This is a genomic window from Streptomyces sp. NPDC005931 (assembly GCF_042871235.1).
GTDB lineage: Bacteria > Actinomycetota > Actinomycetes > Streptomycetales > Streptomycetaceae > Streptomyces.
Genome location: NZ_JBIAIG010000001.1, coordinates 256,329 through 274,567 on the forward strand (window position 1 = coordinate 256,329; position 18,239 = coordinate 274,567).

Here is an 18,239-nt window from a genome sequence, read left to right on the forward strand (position 1 = left end):
GGCCCACTCGCCGTCACCCCGGGTCGGGCTCCCGCCCGGGGTGAGCGGGGTCGAGGCTGAACACGCCACCGCCCGGTGTGGGCACCACCAGGGTGCGTCCGTCGACCAGCACCTCGGGGCCCTCGTCGGCGGCGCGCTCCGGCTCGGTGCGCGGCGGCGTCCGCCACAACCGGTCGCCCGTGCGCGCGTGGAGACCGGCCACGCTGCCGTCGCCACCCGCCGTGTACACGGTGCGCGTCCGCGCGTCGTACCGGGCCGGCCCCGGCTGCCGGACGCCGGTCCGGCTGCGCCACAGCGCCCGGCCCGACGAGGGGGACACGGCCGTCAGCTCGCCGTCCGACGAGGTGAACCACAGGATGCCGCCCGCCAGGGTCGCGTGCCCGCGGTACGCCTCGGCCAGCTTCGTCCGGGCCAGCGAGCTCCCCGTTCCGTCCATCAGCACGATCTCGGCGTACGTCTGGTCGCCGTCCGGCGCCGCCGGGCCCCACGTCAGCAGGACGAGTTGTCCGTCGTACGCCCCGAGCAGGTCGGTGTCCGGAATCGCCAGGGGCAGGCTCCGGGCCGTGCCGTCGGTGAGGTCGAGCGCGACCATCAGGGAGTCCTGGCGGTCCCCCTCCGTCTGCGAGAAGCACTGGAGGTAGAGGACACCGCCCACCGGGGTGGGACCGCAGGAGTGCTGCCCGGGCAGGGCAGCCCTCCAGCGCTCGCTGCCCGTGCGCGGCGAGCGGGCGGTCAGTGAGCCGCCGTCCTCCGGCAGCACCACCAGATCGCCGACCACGACCGGGGCGGCGTTCACCTCGTCGACCTGCCGGGCCCACAGCCGTTCGCCGGTCGCGGCGTCGAGAGCGAGGACGCTGGTCACCTCGGCGTCGGCGGCGTCGCGCGAGACGGTCTGGCGCACCAGCACGGTGTCGTCCCGAACGCCCAGGACGGTGGAGGAGTACACCCCCTCGTCCTGCCCGGCCCGGGCGGTCCCGGCGCGCCAGACGGTCCTGCCGGTGCGCCCGTCCAGGCGTACGGGAAGGGTCCGGTACCCGGCGCAGTAGAGCGCGCCCGCGGCCACCTGGCAGCCCGGGACGGTGGCTTCGACGGAGGGGACGTCCAGGGCCTGCCGCGCGCCGCGCGGGGCGGGCTCGTACACCGTGGTCTGCCAGGGACGCCAGGCCTGCGGTCCGTCCCCGCCGTCGGCCCGTCCCGCGCCGGTGAGCGAATGCGCCGTGAGGCCGACCACGAGAGCCCCGACGAGTCCGGCGACGGCCGCCAGCGTCCGGGGCCGTAACCGGCGTGCGCGCGCCTTACTGTCCGGCGGGCCGGACGGACCCGGACGGCGCGACGCGGCTCGATCCGGCCGGCTGTCTCGCAGGAGCACCGTGGCCGGGTCGTCCGCCTCCGCACCGGACAGAACCGAGGCGAACTCCTCGGCCAGCTCGTCGAGTCCGGGCCGGTGCGCGGGCTCCTTGGCCAGGCAGCGCGCCAGGATGCCGCGCAGCGCCGCGTCCACCCCGTCCAGCTCGGGCTCGCCGTGGACCACCTGGTACGCGGTCGGATAGGTGCCGCCGGCGTCGAACGGCCCTCGCCCCGTGGCGGCGTACGCCAGCAGGGACCCGAGGGAGAAGACGTCCGACGCCGGGCCGGCCTGGCGGGCGTCGGTGAGTTGTTCCGGGGACATGAAGGGCGGGGTGCCGACCATCTGGCCGGTCTCGGTGAGTGTCTGGTGATTCTCCACCGCCCGGGAGATGCCGAAGTCGATGACCCGGGGGCCGTCCTCGCCGAGCAGGACGTTGGCCGGTTTCAGGTCACGGTGGACCACCCCGGCCCCGTGGATGTCCCGCAGCGCCTCCACCAGGCCCAGCGCCAGCCGCCGCAGCTCGGACCCGGTGAGGACGCCCCCGTCCCGGACCCGCCGGGCGAGGGAGGGCCCCGGCACGTACTGGGTGGCCATCCAGGGGCGCGCCGCGTCGGGGTCCGCGTCCAGGACCGGGGCGGTGAAAGCCCCACTGACCTTGCGGACCGCCGCGATCTCCTGCCGGAACCGGCTGCGGAACACCGGGTCCTCGGCGTGGTGGGCGTGCACCACCTTCAGGGCCACGTCACGCCCCGAACGCGCCCTCCCCCGGTAGACCACGCCCATGCCCCCGGCCCCCAGCCGGTCGAGCAGCCGGTAGCCGCCGACCGACTTCGGGTCGTCCCTGTGCAGCGGCACGCCCGAACTTCCTTCCCCCGAAATGCAGTTCGCGACCCACAGGATACAGAACGGCACACAGGGGGGCCGGGCACCGGCCGGCGGGGCCGGTGCCCGGCCGGCCGTCACACGTCCGCGGGCTCCGGCTCCGCCGCGTCCGTCCGCCGGGCCGCAGGGCCCTTCTTCGCCGCGCGCTTCTTGGCCCGGCGCTCCTTGCGGAGTTCGATCATCGCGTACAGCGTCGGCACCAGCAGCAGGGTGAGCAGTGTCGACGTCACCAGACCGCCGATCACGACCACGGCCAGCGGCTGGGCGATGAAGCCGCCCTCGCCGGTGATGCCGAGCGCCATCGGGAGCAGGGCGAAGATCGTCGCCAGGGCCGTCATCAGGATCGGCCGCAGTCGGTGGCGGCCACCCTCCAGTACGGCCTCGACGACGCCGTAGCCCTGCCGGCGGTACTGGTTGATCAGGTCGATCAGCACGATCGCGTTGGTGACCACGATGCCGATCAGCATCAGCATGCCGATCATCGCCGGGACACCCATCGGGGTGCCCGTGGCGACCAGCAGACCGATCGCGCCGGTCGCCGCGAACGGGATGGACACCAGCAGGATCAGCGGCTGGACGAGCGAGCGGAACGTGCCGACCAGCAGCATGAAGACGATCGCGATCGCCGCCAGCATGGCCAGGCCCAGGCTGCCGAACGCCTCCTTCTGGTCCTCGGACACGCCGCCGATCTCGGCCGTCGCACCCGCGGGCAGCGTCAGCGAGTCGATCTTCGCCTGGAGGTCCGCGCTCACCGCTCCGGTGTTGTCACCGGTCGGCCTCGCCGTGACGGTCGCCGCGCGCTGACCGTCGATACGGGTCATCGACACCGGGCCGTCCACCAGCTCGACGGTGGCGATCTCGCCCAGCTCCACCTTGCCCAGGTTCAGCTTCTCGAGCTGCGCCAGGGTGGTGGCCGGCTCGGCCGGCTGGATGACGACGTCGCGCTCGGTGTCGTCCAGGATCGCCTTGCCGGCCGGGGTGCCCCGTACCGCCTGGGCGACGGCGCCGCCGAGGGTTCGGTCGTCGAAGCCCGCCGCCGCGGCCTTGTCGTTGGCCCGCACCGAGATGCGCGGCACGCTCTGCGCCAGGTCGCTGGTGACGTCCGTGACGTCGTCCAGGGAGGCCACCGCGCTGCGGACCTGGTCGGCCGCCTTGCGCAGCACCTGCGCGTCGGCCGCCTTGACGACCACGCTCAGGTCCTGGCTGCCGAAGCCGTCACCGGCGGCGACGGTGGTGGTGCCGATGCCGTCGAGCCCGCCCAGGCCCTGCTCGAGGTCGTCCTGCACGTCCTCGAAGGACGCCGAGTCCTCCAGCATCACCTGGTACATCGCCTGGTTGGTGTCCGTACCGCCGCCGAAGGCCGCCATCCAGCCGGACGAGCCGACCGTCACCTGGAAGTCCTTCACGCCGTCGGTGCCGGCGAGCACCCGCTCGACCTTCTTCGCCTGCGCGTCCGTCGCCGCCAGGCTGGTGCCGGGCTTCAGTTCCTGCCGGACGGTGAGGACCTTCTGCGCGCCCTGGTCGAAGAAGTTGGTCTTCAGCAGCGGCGCCATGGCGAAGGTGCCGATCAGCACGACGACCGCGATGGCCACGCTGGTCAGGCGCCGGCGGGTCGCGAAGCGCAGCACGGGGACGTAGAGGCGCTGCAGACGGCTCCGGGCCTCCTTCTCCTCGGCCAGCCGGCGTGCCTCCTCCGCGTCCTCGGGAGTGCCCTTGGGAGCACGCAGGAACCAGTACGACAGCACGGGCACGACCGTCAGCGACACCAGCAGCGAGGCCAGCAGCGCGGCCGTGACGGTGAGGCTGAAGGAGCCGAACAGCTCGCCCACCATGCCGCCGACCAGGCCGATCGGCAGGAAGACGGCGACCGTGGTGAGCGTCGAGGACGTGACCGCGCCCGCCACCTCGCGGACGGCGTTCAGGATCGCCGCGCGGCGCTCCTCGCCGTAGCCGAGGTGCCGCTTGATGTTCTCCAGGACGACGATGGAGTCGTCCACGACCCGGCCGACGGCGATGGTCAGCGCGCCCAGCGTCAGCATGTTCAGCGACAGGTCGCGCGTCCACAGCACGATCAGCGCGAGCACCACGGACAGCGGGATGGACACCGCGGTGACCAGGGTCGAGCGGACCGACGCCAGGAAGACGAGGATCACCAGCACCGCGAAGAGCAGGCCCAGGGCGCCCTCCGTGGTCAGGCCCTCGATGGCCTCGGCCACGGCCGGGCCCTGGTCGCTGACCACGGTGAGCGTGGCGCCGTCCCCGAGATCCCTGCGCAGCTGGGGCAGCTTGTCCTCGACGGCCTCGGAGATCGCGACGGCACTGCCGTCGTGGTCCATGGTGGCCATCACGGCGAGGCTGGGCTCGCCGTTGGTGCGGGTCAGGGAGTCGGCGCGGGCCTCCCGCTGCCCGACCTCGGCCACGGCTCCGAGGCGGACCGGCTTGCCCCGGCCGGGCTCGGCGGTGACCATCAGGTCCTCGATCTGCTGCAGCGAGGTGAAACCGCCGCCCACCTGGACGGTGCGGTTGGCGCCGTCCTCGTCGAAGGAGCCCGCCGGGACGGTCGCGCCACCGGCCTCGAGGGCCTTGGACAGCGACTGCGGGGTGAGACCCGCCCTCGCCAGCTTCGCCGCGTCCGGGGTGACGGTGACCTGCAGGTCCCGGACACCGTCCACGGTGACCCGGCCGACGCCGTCGATGTCCTCCAGGGCCGGGACGACCGTCCTGTCGAGCCGGTCGGCGAGCGCCTGCTGGTCCCTGCCGGAGGTGGCGGCGAGGACCACGGTCGGGATGTCGTCCGTGGAACCGGCGACGACCTGGGGGTCCACGTCGTCGGGGAGCTGGACGCGGGCCCGGTTGACGGCCTGCTGCACGTCGGCGACGAGCTGCTCGGTGTCGTTGTCGTAGTCGAAGGACGCCATGATCACGGCGTTGCCCTCGCTCGCCGTGGAGGTGACACCGGTGAGGCCGTCGACGGCCTCCAGGTTGTCCTCGATGGGCTCGACGACCTGCTTCTCGACGACGTCCGGGGACGCGCCCTGGTACGGCGCCACCACGGAGACCATGGGCAGTTCGATGGTGGGGAGCAGTTGTTGCTTGAGCTGGGGTATCGCGATCGCCCCGAAGACGAGCGCGACGATCGACATCAGTCCGATCAGTGCCCGTTGCGCGAGGCTGAACCTGGACAGCCAGGACATGGGTCAGGGTCTCTCTTCTGTGAGCGGCAGAAGTACGGTGGTACGCGTACGGGCGCGGCCGGGCGCCCGCTCTACACCCTGGGCCATCCACGTGGACCGATTCGTAGACCCGAGGTCCATTTCCTTATACGGCGCCTACTCCGCCCGCAGTACGGCCGTACGCCCTCACTCCACCCTCGGACGTACCAGGCCGGTCTCGTAGGCGATCACCACCAGCTGGGCCCGGTCCCGGGCACCGAGCTTGGCCATGGCCCGGTTGACGTGCGTCTTCACGGTGAGCGGGCTGACCTCGAGGCGTTCGGCGATCTCGTCGTTGGAGTGCCCGCCGGCGACCTGCACCAGCACCTCCCGCTCGCGCACGGTGAGGGACTGCAGCCGCTCGGCGCGGGCCGGATCGCGCTCGGCGTCGGCCGCCGTGCCCTCCTGGGCGAGGAAGCGGGCGATCAGCCCCTTGGTGGCGGCCGGGGACAGCAGCGCCTCGCCCTCGGCGGCGATGCGGATGGCGTTCAGCAGTTCGTCGGGCTCGGAGCCCTTGCCGAGGAAGCCGGAGGCACCGGCCCGCAGCGACTGCACCACGTAGTCGTCGACCTCGAAGGTCGTAAGGATCACCACGCGGACCGCGGCGAGCCGCGGATCGGCGCTGATCATGCGGGTGGCGGCGAGTCCGTCGGTGCCGGGCATCCGGATGTCCATGAGCACGACGTCGGCGCGCTGCTCCCCGGCCAGCCGTACCGCCTCAGCGCCGTCGGACGCCTCGCCCACCACCTCCATGTCCGGCTCGGAGTCGACCAGCACGCGGAAGGCGCTGCGCAGCAGTGCCTGGTCGTCGGCGAGCAGGACGCGGATCGTCATACGGGCTCCCCCGGAGCGGCGGTCGTGCGGGTCTTGACGGGCAGGATCGCATGGACGCGGAAGCCGCCGCCGTAGCGGGGACCGGTGGTGAGGGTGCCGCGCAGGGCGGTGACGCGCTCGCGCATGCCGAGCAGTCCGTGCCCGCCGCCGGGGGTGGGGGCGTACTCCTCGCCGGGGCCGTCGTCCAGCACCGTGATCTCGATGTTCGGCCCCACCCGGACCACGCTGACCTCGGCCTTCGCCTCCGTGCCGGCGTGCTTCTGGACGTTGGTGAGGGCCTCCTGGATGATCCGGTACGCGGCCAGGCCGACGGCAGCGGGCAGGGCGGTGCCCTGGTCGGCGCGGGCCACCTCGACCCGCAGTCCGGCGTTGCGGAAGGTGCCGGCGAGTTCGTCGAGGCGGTCCAGGCCGGGCGCGGGCTCGGTCGGCGCCTCGGGGTCCCCGGACTGGCGCAGCAGCCCGACGGTCGCCCGCAGTTCGTTGAGCGCGGAGCGGCTGGCCTCGCGCACGTGGGAGAGGGCCTCCTTGGCCTGGTCGGGCCGTTTGTCCATGACGTGGGCGGCGACCCCGGCCTGGACGTTGACCAGGGCGATGTGGTGGGCGACGACGTCGTGCAGGTCGCGGGCGATGCGCAGGCGTTCCTCGGCGACCCGGCGGCGGGCCTCCTCCTCACGGGTGCGCTCGGCCCGTTCGGCGCGTTCGCGGATGGCCTGGACGAACGCGCGGCGGCTGCGGACGGCGTCCCCGGCGGTGGCGCCGATGCCGGTCCAGGCGAAGATCGCCAGGTTCTCCTGGGCGTACCAGGGCAGGGGCCCGGCGATCATGGCGGTGCCGGTGAGCACGGTCATGGTGAGCAGGCCGATGCGCCAGGTGGTCGGGCGGTCGGTGGTGGAGGCGACGGTGTAGAGCGCGATGACCGCGCACATGGCAACGGGGGCGCGGGGGTCGCCGGTGACGGACTCCACCACCGAGACTCCGCCGGCCAGGGCCAGCACGGTGCGCGGGGCGCGGCGGCGGAAGACCAGCGCGGCGGCGCCGAGGGTCATCAGCACCAGGCTGAGCGGGTCGGGGGTGCGCAGTCCCCACGAGACGCCGTCCGGGCTGTGCGGCTCGACGAAGGAGCCGGCCACCATGCACGCGAGGACGGCCGTCGCGAGGCCCGCGTCCAGGGCGAAGGGATGTGCCCGCAGCCGGCACCGGGCGCGCTCGAGGGTGCTCACGAGCGTTCACCGTACGGCGTGCGCCGGGTTCCCGGTACGGGGGCCGGGGGTGCGTGGGCCGGGCGCGGCCGGGCCGGGGTTCACGCCCCCGGGATCAGTCCGTCGTCGCTCAGCAGCTCCCGGACCTCTTCGAGGGTGGCGTCCGGGGACGGGAGGATGAGGTCCGACGGCTCCAGGGAGTCGTCCGGCACGGGCTCGCCCAGTTCGCGCACCTTGGTCAGCAGCGACTGGAGCGTGGCGCGGAAGCCGGGGCCGTCGCCGTGCTCCATCTCGGCGAGGAGTTCCTCGTCCAGCTTGTTCAGCTCGGCGAGATGGCCCTCGGCAAGGACCACCTGCCCCTCCCCCATGATCCGCACGATCATGTCGCCCTCCTCGGCTGGGCCCCGGCTGCCGTCGGCGGTCACTGCTTGTCGAAGCGCGGGGTGTCCTGCGGCTGCTGCTGGGACTGCTGCTGCGCGGTGCCGCCCTCGATGGCCTGCTGGCCACCGGTGGGGCCGCCGGCCAGCTCGGCCTTCATGCGCTGGAGTTCCAGCTCTACATCCGTACCACCGGAGAGCCGGTCCAGCTCGGCCTGGATGTCGTCCTTGTGCATGCCGGAGGGGTCGTCCAGGGCGCCGGAGGCGAGCAGTTCGTCGATGGCGCCGGCCCGGGCCTGGAGCTGGGCCGTCTTGTCCTCGGCCCGCTGGATGGCCAGCCCGACGTCGCCCATCTCCTCGGAGATGCCGGAGAAGGCCTCGCCGATCCGGGTCTGCGCCTGGGCCGCGGTGTAGGTGGCCTTGATGGTCTCCTTCTTGGTGCGGAAGGCGTCCACCTTGGCCTGGAGCCGCTGGGCCGCGAGGGTGAGCTTCTCCTCCTCGCCCTGGAGCGTCGCGTGCTGGGTCTCCAGGTCGGTCACCTGCTGCTGGAGCGCCGCGCGGCGGGACAGCGCCTCGCGGGCCAGGTCCTCGCGGCCCAGCGCGAGCGCCTTGCGGCCCTGGTCCTCCAGCTTGGACGACTGCGACTGGAGCTGGTTGAGCTGGAGCTCCAGCCGCTTGCGCGAGGTGGCCACGTCGGCGACGCCGCGGCGGACCTTCTGGAGCAGCTCCAGCTGCTTCTGGTACGAGTAATCGAGGGTTTCGCGAGGGTCCTCGGCCCGGTCAAGGGCCTTGTTCGCCTTCGCGCGGAAGATCATCCCCATACGCTTCATGACACCGCTCATGGGCTTCGCGCGCCCCCTTCTGACGGACTCCGGCTCCAGCTCCTGCGACAGAACCCACAGTACGGGCCCTGCCTCCATTACCGCACTGTTCGGGGACGGATGTGCTCCTCCCCAAGGACGACTGAGTGCCCTCCCGATCCGGCCCTGGGAGTAGGTGGACCCCGGGGCCGTGTGTCCCCTCTGTCCCTTTGGAGACGATCGGTGTTGCCGGATCGTTCCCCGAGGGGCTGGGGTCCAACCCCGGGCACCCCGTACCCTTGGCTTTTGTGTTCCGTAGCCGTGCCAAGGAAGAGAAGGCACCGGTCGCCGACAAGGCGACGGTGACCGACTCCAAGCAGACCCGCCACCCGGAGGCCCCCAAGGGCCGTCCCACGCCCAAGCGCAGCCAGGCCCAGAGCCAGCGGCGCAGCGTGGCCAACACGTCGATGACGCGCAAGGAGGCCGCCAAGCGGCAGCGTGAGGAGCGCCGTGCCGCGCTGGAGCGCCAGCGCCAGGCGCTGGCCAGTGGCGACGAGCGGTATCTGCCGGCCCGTGACAAGGGCCCCGTCCGCAGGTTCGCGCGCGACTTCGTCGACTCGCGGTTCAACATCGCCGAGTGGTTCCTGCCGATGGCCGTGGTCATCCTGGTGCTGAGCATGGTCCAGGTGCCCGCGCTCCAGAACGCCGCGCTGCTGCTGTGGCTCGTCGTGATCGTGATGATCGTGCTCGACTCGATCGTCACCGGCTTCCGGCTCAGGAAGGCGCTCACCGAGCGCTTCCCCGACGTCAACCGGCGCGGTGCGGTGGCCTACGCCGTGATGCGCACGCTCCAGATGCGCCGGTTGCGGCTGCCCAAGCCCCAGGTCAAGCGCGGAGAGCGGCCCTGAGCACCACGCCGTTCGCCGACGGCGCCGCACCGGCCCGGCTGGAAGGGCTCGGCGGTCTGCGGGACGTCGTGCGGCAGGAGTTGGTGGCCCGCCAGCTCGACGAGCAGATAGTGGGGCGCTTCCCGGTCGGGCGGCGGTTGCGCGTGCTCGACGTCGGCATGGGCCGGGGCACGCAGGCGCTGCGTCTGGCCCGGGCCGGTCACCAGGTGACCGGCCTGGAGCGGGACGCCACGATGATCGCCACGGCCCGTGCGGCGCTCGCCGGGGAGCCGGAGGGCATCCGGGAGCGGATGCGGATCATCGAGGGGGACGGCCGGGACACCGGTGTGCACTTCCTGCCGGGCAGCTTCGACGTGGTGCTGTGCCACGGGGTGCTCATGTACGTCGAGGAGCCGGACCCGCTGCTGGCGGGGCTGGCGCGGATGCTGGCACCGGGCGGCCTGCTGTCGCTGCTGGTGCGCAACGGCGACGCGCTCGCGATGCGCCCGGGGCTGTCCGGCGACTGGGCCGGTGCGCTGGCCGGTTTCGACACCACGGCCCACCGCCCGCACTCTCGAACCGACGTGAACGGGGGGACCGTCTCCCGCCCGGGGCACGACGTCCGGGCCGACCGGCTCGGGACGCTGACGGCGACGCTCGCGGGCATCGGGGCGCCGCTGCACACCTGGTACGGCGTACGGGTCTTCACGGACACGGCGGCGGACGGCGCCCAGCCCCAGCACGACCTGGAGATCCTGCTCGCGGTCGAGGAAAAGGCCGGGCGGACGGATCCCTACCGCGGGGTGGCGGCGCTGCTGCACCTGTGCGGCGTACGGGGCTGAGGCGACGGACGGCGGGCGGGAACCGCGGAGGTTCCCGCCCCCTAACTCACGCCTCTTCGGCGTGCAGGCTCATCGGCCCGTAGATCTCCCTGGTGTCCTCCAGCAGCCGCACCTGGTCGGCACCTCCCTCGCGCAGGGCCTTCCAGTTCTCCCCGATCCAGGACTCGGCGTCCCCCTGCGTGGGGAACTCCTCCGGCGGCACCGCGGGCTCGACCTGCGTCCCGTCGGCCTTCTCGAACCGCCACGTCCATGCCGCCATGTACGCCTCCCATGGGTGTGAGCACACTGCACAGCAGGAGCCGGATCTTGGTCCGGCTCCTGCCCAAGAGCCTAGTCGGACGCGCAGGAGCCGTGGGGACACGGGAAAATCGGCCGCGTGGAACTGACTCTGCTCGGCACCGGTGCCCCCGCGGGACTGCCCCGCCCCGACTGTCCCTGCGCCGCGTGCGCGTCCGCGCTCGGCCCGGACGCCCGCGCGGCCACCGCGCTCCTGGTGGACGGAGCGCTGCTGCTCGACCTCACCCCCGGCGCGGCGTTCGCCGCCGCGCGTGCGGGACATTCGCTGGGCGGGGTGCGGCAGGTTCTGCTGTCCCACCCGCACGAGGGGCCCGCCGTCGAGGTGCCGGCCGGGCTGCCGCAGCCCGCCCGGGTCCCGGACGGGCGGGAGCTGGCGCTGCTGACCGGCCATCGGGTGCGGGCGGTGGCGCTGGACGCGCCCGGCACCGGCTACGCGGTGACCGGCCCGGACGGGCAGCGGCTGCTGTACCTGCCGCCGGGCGGCGCGCCCGCGGGGCTGGAGGAGCCGGCCGAACCGTACGACATGGTGCTGGTGGACGTCGTGGGACGCCCGGACGCGCTGGCCCGGCTGCGGGCGGTGGGCGCGGTGGGGCCGACCACCGACGTGGTCGCCGTCCACCTGGACCACGACGTACCGCCCGGCGCGGAGCTGCGGCGCCGGCTCGCCGCGGCCGGGGCGCGGGCCGTGCCCGACGGGGAGACGCTGGCCGTGGGGGCCTACGAGGACGTGCCCGACGTGCCGCGGCGGACGCTGGTGCTGGGCGGGGCGCGCTCGGGCAAGTCGGTGGAGGCCGAGCGCCGCCTGGAGTCGTTCCCGGAGGTGCTGTACGTGGCGACCGGCGGGTCGCGCAACGGCGACACCGAGTGGTCGGCCCGGGTCCTGGCCCACCAGGAACGGCGGCCCGGGTCCTGGCGGACCCTGGAGACCTGCGACCTGGTGCCGCTGATCGAGGACGACGGGCCGCCACTGCTGGTGGACTGCCTGTCGCTGTGGCTGACGGACGCGATGGACGCGGTCGGGGCGTGGGACGACGCGGAGTGGGCGGATGGCGGGGAGCGGGCGCTCAGGGAGCGGGTGCGGGAGCTGACGGAGGCGGTGCGCGCGACCCGGCGGACGGTGGTGGCGGTGTCCAACGAGGTCGGATCGGGCATCGTCCCCGCCACCGCGTCCGGCCGCCGGTACCGGGACGAACTGGGGCGGCTGAACGCGGCGTTCGCGCGCGAGTGCGAGCAGGTGCTGCTGGTGGTGGCGGGGCAGGCGGTGGTGCTGCGGGGGTGAGGTCCCGGTGGCGGGTCAGCCCCGAGGGGGCCTCGGCTTCCTCGCGACGATCCGGTACGCGTTGGCGAACGGCGTGCGGCGCAGCAGCGGGGACAGGACGAGGTCGGTCACCGCCGCCACGGCAACCAGCGGAGCGCCGGCGCACAGCAGGACCGAGCGCAGGTGCCGCCGGTACGGCGGCGGCGGGACGGCCCGCCACGGGGCGTCCGGGGCGGGCAGGACGTGCGAGAGCGCCAGGGCCGCCGCGCCCGCCAGGTCGTGGGGGACGTGGGCCGCGCGGTGCCCGGCGGTGACGATCTCGCAGCCGCGCTCCTCGAGTTCCGCGCGGAGGTTGTGCGGGGGCAGCAGGTGCAGTTGGCGGGGCTGGTCGTAGGGCAGCCACCAGCGGCCGAGCAGGACGGCGAACAGGCAGCCCGGGTCCAGGGTCTCGACGAGCAGATGGCCGCCGGGACGCAGGGCGTCGAGGGCCGCGTGCAGCTCGGCGCGGGGGTCGGTGGTGTGCTCCAGGTGGTGGAGGACGCTCACCACGTCGTAGCGGGCGGTCAGCCGGGCCCGGATCCGCGGGTCGGTCAGCGGGCCGACGTGGGCCTCCTCGACGCGGCCGAGCGTGCGGGCGTGTTCGACGCGGGCGGTGAGGTCGGTGCCGTCGAAGGCGGTGTACGGGAAGAACTCCCGGGCGGTCTCCGGGAAGCGGGCGTGTCCGGTGCCGACGTCCAGCCAGCTCTCCGGTTCGCCGAAGCGCAGCATCGCGCGGGCGGCCGAACGGCGGCGGTGCCGGGCGGCGCGCAGGGCGAGGACGTACTCGGTGGTGTGGTCCCGGGGGGCGCCGCGCACCGCCCGCCGGCAGGAGGCCAGGCCCTCGGCGGTGAGCCGGGGGTTCTGGAAGGTGTGGCCGCAGTCCTGGCACTCGTCCACGGTGAACAGACCCGGACGGTGCCGGCGCAGGTCGCCGGTGCGCAGCCGGGTGCGCAGCCGCACGGAGCCGCACCAGGGGCAGTGCTCGCGGTACGGCTCGTGCACCCGGACGGAGCCGTGGGGGGCGGGGACCGCGGGGGTGGGTGCGGCGGCGGGTGCGGCGGCGGTGGGTGCGGACATGGGCGGCTCCGGGGCGAGAGGGCGTACGGCGCGGAGGCGGTCGGGTGGGAACGGGACGGGTATACGACAATCCCGGGCAAAACGGTACGCAGGAGACGGCGCTCCGGGGCGCAACGGCGGTGGGGCGGCGTGGTGGCGGCGGGGCACGGACACGGTGGCGACGGGAGCACCGCCGCACTGGTGACGGGAGCACCGACGCGGTGGCGACGGGGACGCCGGCGTCGTGGCGGCAGGGGCGCCGTTCTGTTCGACCGGGGCCGGTACTGTTCGGCGAATGAGCTCGCTTAATCTCGACGACTTCACCGATCTGATCGAGCGTCCGGACGGCGGGGTGCGCCGTGACGCGGAGGCGCGCCGGGAGCGGCAGACCGTGCCGCCGGGTGCGCTGGGCCGCCTCGACGAACTGGGTGAATGGCTGGCGGCGGCGCAGTCCGCGGTGCCGGTGCGGCCGGTGGAACGGCCGCGGGTCGTGCTGTTCGCCGGGGACCACGGCATCGCCGGGTTGGGTGTCTCCGCACGGGCCGCGGGCAGCGCCGGGGAGCTGGTGCGCGAGGTGCTGGAAGGCGGCCGCCCGGTGTCCGTGCTGGCCCGGCGGCTCGGGGTGCCGGTGCGGGTGGTCGACATGGCCCTGGACTGCGATCCGGCGTCGCTGCCCGAGGACGTGGTGCGCCACCGGGTGCGGCGCGGCAGCGGGCGCATCGACATCGAGGACGCGCTGACCCCGGAGGAGGCCGAGGCGGCGTTCCTGGCCGGGATGGCGGTGGCCGACGAGGAGGCCGACTCCGGCACGGACCTGGTGGCCCTCGGCGATGTGAGCGTGGGCGGGACCACGGCGGCGGGCGTGCTGGTCGCCGCGCTGTGCGGGACGGACGCGTCGGTGGTCACCGGACGCGGCGGGCTGGCGATCGACGACCTTGCGTGGATGCGCAAGTGCGCGGCGATCCGCGACGCGCTGCGGCGGGCCCGGCCGGTGCTGGGCGACCAGGTGCAGTTGCTCGCGACGGTGGGCGGGGCCGACCTGACCGCGATGACGGGCTTCCTTCTCCAGGCGGCGGTGCGCAAGCTGCCGGTCGTGCTGGACGGGGTGGTGACGGCGGCCTGCGCGCTGGTCGGGCAACGGATCGCGTTCCGGGCGCCGGACTGGTGGCTGGCGGCGCACGAGAGCGGCGAGCCGGGCCAGGCCAAGGCGCTGGACCGCATGGCCCTGGAACCGCTCCTGTCGCACGGGGTCAGGGTCGGCGAGGGCACGGGCGCCCTGCTGGCCCTCCCCCTGGTCCAGGCGGCCGCCGCCCTCTCCGCGGAACTCCCTGAACGCCCGAAGGAGTCCGAAGAGCCCGCGGAGGACCGGGAGCAGGACCGGGAGCAGGAGCAAGAGCAGGAGCAGCGCCACGAGCGCCTGCCGGAGCAGGGCCGGGGGCCGGATCCGGAGTAGTGGGTTCGGCCCTGCCGCGCCCTGGACGGGGACGCGTCAACGGCGTTCGAGCGCGCGGGGCGGGGTCGGGTCGGGTTTGCCGCCGATCCAGTCCTGGACGGTGCGGCGGGGGCCCGACCAGCGGCGGTCGTGGTGGTAGGCGCGCAGGGTCGCCCTGGCGCGGGCGCGCGGGCGGCGGCGGTAGAAGCGCCTGGCCCAGGGCGAGCCGGGGCGGGCCAGCCGCAGCGCGCCGATCAGGGCGATGACGGGGACGACCACGCCGAAGACGGCGATGCGCACCTTTCCCTTGCTCAGGGCGATCAGGGAGAACAGCGAGCCGATGCCCACATTGGCGACGACGCTCGCGCGGTCCTGGAGCTCGTCCTCCGAAAGGTCGTCGACGCCGAACGGCAGGAAGCCCGCGAGGAGCAGACCGGCCAGCGCCGCGGTGAGGACGACCGCCTCGACGCTCTTGCGGCCGGCCTCGGTCCAGTAGACGTCGTCGAGGTGCAGGATCAGCGCGAACTCGTCCAGCACCAGACCCGCGCCGACGCCGAAGACGACCGCCGCGAGCGCCGAGCCGAAGCCGTGGCGCCCGCCGGCCACCGCGGCGAAGCCGCCGACCACGGTGAGGACCACGCCGGGCACCACGTGGTGGATGTGTACGCCGCCCGCCTCGACGTTGCCGAAGGGCCCCTTGCCGGCCCGGATCATGCGGGTGACGACCCGGGTGATCAGGAAGGTGAGGACGAAGGCGGTGAGGGCGAGGAGCAGCGGGAGCTTGCCCGGCTCGATGATGTTCCGCTCCAGCCACTGTCCCATATGTGCACTTTAGCCACAGTCGTTGCACCCCGCCGGACGCGCCCGGACGACCGGCCGGTAATCTGCGCCGGTGTCCGAGCCCACCGCGACTTCGCCGGCCGACGGCCTCCGCTTCGCCTTCGGCACCCTCACCGTGCTCCCGGTCCGGGTGACGCGCTGGGACCGCGCGGCCGCACGCGGTGGCATGCTGTGCGCCCCGCTGGCCGGGCTGGTGGTCGGCGCCCTGGCCGCCGCCACCGGACTACTGCTGCTGGTCCTGGGCTCGGGCCCGCTGCTCGCCGCCGTCGCCACCGTGGCCGTACCGGCGCTGCTCACCCGCGGGTTCCACCTGGACGGGCTTGCCGACACCGCGGACGGGCTCGGCAGCGCCAAGCCCGCCGAGGACGCGCTGCGGATCATGAAGCAGTCGGACATAGGACCCTTCGGCGTGCTCACGCTCGTGCTGGTGCTGCTCGCCCAGGTGGCCGCGCTGGCACGGGCGTACGACGACTCCTGGACCCGGGGCGCGCCGGCGGCCGTGGTCGCGGCGGTCACCGCCCGGCTCGCCCTGACCCTGGCCGCTCGCCGGGGAGTGCCGGCCGCCCGTCCCGAGGGGCTGGGCGCCGCGGTCGCCGGGGTGGTGCCGGTCGCGGGCGCGCTGGTCGTCGCGCTCGCGGTGACCGGGGCGGCGGCGGCCGGCGGCGCCCTGCTCGGACCGTACGGCGCCGGCCGCGGCGTCCTCGCGGTCGTGTCGGCCGTCGCGCTCGCCGAACTCCTGCGGCGGCACTGCGTGCGGCGCTTCGGCGGCGTCACCGGGGACGTGTTCGGCGCTGTCGCGGAGACGGCGGCGACTGCGGCGCTGGTCGTCTCGTCACTGGGCTGAGACGATCGCCCTTCGGCGCCGCCGGTCCCGCCGGCCCCGCCGGTCCTTCGGGCCCGGGGTCGGCCGGTTCGCCGGGGCGGCGACCCCGTCAACGACCGCCCGGTAGGCCGGGAATCAGCAGGTACGCACCCACCGCGACCACCCACAGGCATGAGCGAACGCTCATACGAGCGTAGTCTCGTGCCGGGTGTTCGCGCACCGGGAAGGCCCCGCCCCCACCGCACCCCGAGGTCGCAACTAGGGTCGGCTGCCGGGCCCGGTCGACCCACACCGTTCGGCCACAGCAACTTCACATCGGAAGCGAGATTTCACCACCGTGACTGCTCTCACTCTCAGCACCGCCGCGGCGGCCGGCCTGCGGGCCGACGCGATCGTGATCGGTGTCGCCAAGAGCGACCGGGGACCGGTCGTCGTACCGGGCGCCGAAGCCGTGGACAAGGCGTACGACGGCAGGCTCGCCGGCGTCCTGGAGACCCTCGGCGCCTCCGGTGCCGAGGGCGAGGTGACGAAGCTCCCCGCGCCGGCCGGATTCAAGGCCCCGCTCGTGGTGGCCGTCGGCCTGGGCGCCCAGCCCGAGAAGGACGCCGGCTTCGACGCCGAGGCGCTGCGCAAGGCGGCCGGTGTGGCCGCCCGCACCCTCGCCGGCTCCAGGAAGGCCGCCTTCGCCCTGCCCCTGACGGACGCGGCCGACGCCGGCGCGGTCGCCGAGGGCGTACTGCTCGGCGCGTACACCTTCGACGCCTACAAGGACAACGCCAAGGACGCCAAGGACCGGAAGAACGGGAAGGGGCCGCTCGCCGAGGCCGCGCTGCTCGGCGCCCGGCCCCGCGACAAGGCGTACAAGGCCGCCGTGGAGCGTGCCGTCGCGGTCGCCGAGGAGCTGAACCGCGCCCGCGACCTGATCAACACCCCGCCGAACGACCTCAACCCGGAGGCGTTCGCGGCCGTCGCCCAGGCGGCGGCCAAGGAGCACGGCATCAAGGTGCAGGTGCTCGACGAGAAGGCGCTCACCAAGGGCGGCTACGGCGGCATCCTCGGCGTCGGCGCCGGCTCGGCCTCGGGCCCGCGCCTGGTGAAGCTGTCGTACACCTCCTCGAAGGCCAAGCGGCACCTCGCCTTCGTCGGCAAGGGCATCACCTACGATTCGGGCGGCATCTCGCTGAAGCCGGCCGGGCACAACGAGACGATGAAGTGCGACATGAGCGGTGCCGCCGCCGTGTTCGCCGCGGTCGTCGCCGCCGCCCGGCTCGGCCTCGAGGTCAACGTCACCGGCTGGCTGGCGCTGGCCGAGAACATGCCCTCCGGTTCCGCCACCCGCCCCGGTGACGTGCTGCGCATGTACAGCGGCAAGACGGTGGAGGTCCTCAACACCGACGCCGAGGGCCGCCTGGTGCTCGCGGACGCGCTGTGGGCCGCCTCGCAGGAGAAGCCGGACGCGATCGTCGACGTCGCGACCCTGACCGGCGCGATGATGCTCGCGCTGGGCAGCCGCACCTTCGGCGTCATGGCCAACGACGACGCGTTCCGCACCGCGGTGCACGAGGCCGCGGAGGAGGTCGGCGAGCCGGCATGGCCGATGCCGCTGCCGGAGCACCTGCGCAAGGGCATGGACTCGGCCACGGCCGACATCGCCAACATGGGCGAGCGCATGGGCGGCGGGCTCGTCGCCGGGCTCTTCCTGCGCGAGTTCGTCGGCGAGGGCATCACCTGGGCGCACCTCGACATCGCCGGGCCGGCCTTCAACGAGGGCGGGCCGTTCGGCTACACGCCCAAGGGCGGCACCGGGTCGGCGGTGCGGACGCTGGTCCGCCTCGCGGAGCGGGCCTCGGCGGGCGACCTGGCCTGACCGGAAGGACCGGCGGTGCCCCGTGTGCGGGTAGGACGGGGCCCCGCCGGCCCGGCGGCCGGACGTTCGCGGGAGATCGCCGCCCCGGGCCGTACGCGCCGCCGCGCAGGTCGCCGCGCCCTCGGGGCGGGCCGGCGCCTCTTTTCCCCCGGGAGTGGGACGTCTCACACCCCGGCCCCGCGTCTCGTCCGGTGCCGACAAGTGCGAAGATGGGGCTCGGCAGGACAGGGCCCCACCTAAGGGCCG

15 protein-coding genes are annotated in these 18,239 nt (G+C 74.1%); 6 read left to right on the forward strand and 9 right to left on the reverse strand.

What is annotated here, in order from left to right:
* Window positions 1-13: 13 nt before the first annotated feature.
* The 6 genes from ACFYOV_RS01155 to ACFYOV_RS01180 form a co-directional block, all read right to left on the reverse strand.
* Window positions 14-2,203, reverse strand: coding sequence for a PQQ-binding-like beta-propeller repeat protein (locus ACFYOV_RS01155; RefSeq protein ID WP_389081222.1), 2,190 nt, complete (start codon window positions 2,201-2,203; stop codon window positions 14-16).
* 104 nt (window positions 2,204-2,307) lie between these two features.
* Window positions 2,308-5,424, reverse strand: a complete 3,117-nt coding sequence (locus ACFYOV_RS01160; protein WP_389081224.1) for an efflux RND transporter permease subunit — start codon at window positions 5,422-5,424, stop codon at window positions 2,308-2,310.
* 165 nt (window positions 5,425-5,589) lie between these two features.
* A complete protein-coding gene (locus ACFYOV_RS01165; RefSeq protein WP_389081227.1) occupies window positions 5,590-6,276 on the reverse strand; it encodes a response regulator in 687 nt (228 codons plus the stop codon).
* Window positions 6,273-7,496 carry a sensor histidine kinase gene (locus ACFYOV_RS01170; protein WP_389081229.1) on the reverse strand — a complete coding sequence of 408 codons (1,224 nt, stop codon included), beginning with the start codon at window positions 7,494-7,496 and terminating at the stop codon, window positions 6,273-6,275. The genes ACFYOV_RS01165 and ACFYOV_RS01170 overlap by 4 nt, the downstream gene beginning before the upstream one ends.
* A gap of 80 nt (window positions 7,497-7,576) precedes the next feature.
* Window positions 7,577-7,858 carry a hypothetical protein gene (locus ACFYOV_RS01175; protein ID WP_389081231.1) on the reverse strand — a complete coding sequence of 94 codons (282 nt, stop codon included), beginning with the start codon at window positions 7,856-7,858 and terminating at the stop codon, window positions 7,577-7,579.
* A 38-nt stretch (window positions 7,859-7,896) separates the two neighbouring features.
* Window positions 7,897-8,682 (reverse strand): PspA/IM30 family protein, encoded by a 786-nt coding sequence (locus ACFYOV_RS01180; protein ID WP_389081234.1) that lies wholly within the window; start codon window positions 8,680-8,682, stop codon window positions 7,897-7,899.
* Between the two features lie 200 nt (window positions 8,683-8,882).
* On the opposite strand from ACFYOV_RS01180, the gene ACFYOV_RS01185 reads away from it, so the two are divergent.
* Window positions 8,883-9,560: a DUF3043 domain-containing protein gene (locus ACFYOV_RS01185; protein ID WP_389081236.1), complete on the forward strand. Its 678-nt coding sequence runs from the start codon at window positions 8,883-8,885 to the stop codon at window positions 9,558-9,560.
* Window positions 9,561-9,643: 83 nt separating this feature from the next.
* Complete coding sequence (locus ACFYOV_RS01190; protein ID WP_389082411.1) at window positions 9,644-10,381, forward strand: class I SAM-dependent methyltransferase; 738 nt, start codon at window positions 9,644-9,646, stop codon at window positions 10,379-10,381.
* Between the two features lie 46 nt (window positions 10,382-10,427).
* On the opposite strand, the gene ACFYOV_RS01195 is transcribed toward ACFYOV_RS01190, so the two are convergent.
* Window positions 10,428-10,640, reverse strand: a complete 213-nt coding sequence (locus ACFYOV_RS01195) for a hypothetical protein (protein ID WP_389081239.1) — start codon at window positions 10,638-10,640, stop codon at window positions 10,428-10,430.
* Window positions 10,641-10,757: 117 nt separating this feature from the next.
* Between ACFYOV_RS01195 and ACFYOV_RS01200 the strand changes: the two genes are divergently transcribed.
* The gene (locus ACFYOV_RS01200; protein WP_389081241.1) at window positions 10,758-11,957 is read left to right on the forward strand and encodes a bifunctional adenosylcobinamide kinase/adenosylcobinamide-phosphate guanylyltransferase; all 1,200 of its coding nucleotides are present in this window, start codon (window positions 10,758-10,760) and stop codon (window positions 11,955-11,957) included.
* Window positions 11,958-11,972: 15 nt separating this feature from the next.
* Here ACFYOV_RS01200 and ACFYOV_RS01205 read toward each other — a convergent pair whose 3' ends face one another.
* A complete protein-coding gene (locus tag ACFYOV_RS01205; RefSeq protein WP_389081244.1) occupies window positions 11,973-13,052 on the reverse strand; it encodes a methyltransferase domain-containing protein in 1,080 nt (359 codons plus the stop codon).
* 274 nt (window positions 13,053-13,326) lie between these two features.
* Here ACFYOV_RS01205 and cobT point away from each other — a divergent pair, with 274 nt between their 5' ends.
* Window positions 13,327-14,484, forward strand: a complete 1,158-nt coding sequence (gene cobT / locus ACFYOV_RS01210) for a nicotinate-nucleotide--dimethylbenzimidazole phosphoribosyltransferase (protein WP_389081246.1) — start codon at window positions 13,327-13,329, stop codon at window positions 14,482-14,484.
* A 36-nt stretch (window positions 14,485-14,520) separates the two neighbouring features.
* Here cobT and ACFYOV_RS01215 read toward each other — a convergent pair whose 3' ends face one another.
* Entirely contained in the window at window positions 14,521-15,285 is a 765-nt protein-coding gene (locus tag ACFYOV_RS01215) for a hypothetical protein (protein WP_389081249.1), read from the reverse strand.
* 70 nt (window positions 15,286-15,355) lie between these two features.
* On the opposite strand from ACFYOV_RS01215, the gene ACFYOV_RS01220 reads away from it, so the two are divergent.
* Together ACFYOV_RS01220 and ACFYOV_RS01225 are read left to right on the forward strand one after the other, a co-directional pair.
* Complete coding sequence (locus ACFYOV_RS01220) at window positions 15,356-16,147, forward strand: adenosylcobinamide-GDP ribazoletransferase (RefSeq protein WP_389081251.1); 792 nt, start codon at window positions 15,356-15,358, stop codon at window positions 16,145-16,147.
* 316 nt (window positions 16,148-16,463) lie between these two features.
* On the forward strand, window positions 16,464-17,993 hold the full coding sequence (locus ACFYOV_RS01225; RefSeq protein ID WP_389081254.1) for a leucyl aminopeptidase: 1,530 nt from the start codon (window positions 16,464-16,466) through the stop codon (window positions 17,991-17,993).
* Window positions 17,994-18,239 lie beyond the last annotated feature (246 nt).

What these genes read in the sequence shown, in the direction of transcription:
- ACFYOV_RS01215 (WP_389081249.1), bottom strand. Translation starts at nt 15,285, where the DNA reads ATGGGACAGTGGCTGGAGCGGAACATCATCGAGCCGGGCAAGCTCCCG.
- ACFYOV_RS01180 (WP_389081234.1), bottom strand. Translation starts at nt 8,682, where the DNA reads ATGAAGCGTATGGGGATGATCTTCCGCGCGAAGGCGAACAAGGCCCTT.
- ACFYOV_RS01175 (WP_389081231.1), bottom strand. Translation starts at nt 7,858, where the DNA reads ATGATCGTGCGGATCATGGGGGAGGGGCAGGTGGTCCTTGCCGAGGGC.
- ACFYOV_RS01160 (WP_389081224.1), bottom strand. Translation starts at nt 5,424, where the DNA reads ATGTCCTGGCTGTCCAGGTTCAGCCTCGCGCAACGGGCACTGATCGGA.
- cobT (WP_389081246.1), top strand. Translation starts at nt 13,327, where the DNA reads ATGAGCTCGCTTAATCTCGACGACTTCACCGATCTGATCGAGCGTCCG.
- ACFYOV_RS01165 (WP_389081227.1), bottom strand. Translation starts at nt 6,276, where the DNA reads ATGACGATCCGCGTCCTGCTCGCCGACGACCAGGCACTGCTGCGCAGC.
- ACFYOV_RS01205 (WP_389081244.1), bottom strand. Translation starts at nt 13,052, where the DNA reads ATGTCCGCACCCACCGCCGCCGCACCCGCCGCCGCACCCACCCCCGCG.
- ACFYOV_RS01195 (WP_389081239.1), bottom strand. Translation starts at nt 10,640, where the DNA reads ATGGCGGCATGGACGTGGCGGTTCGAGAAGGCCGACGGGACGCAGGTC.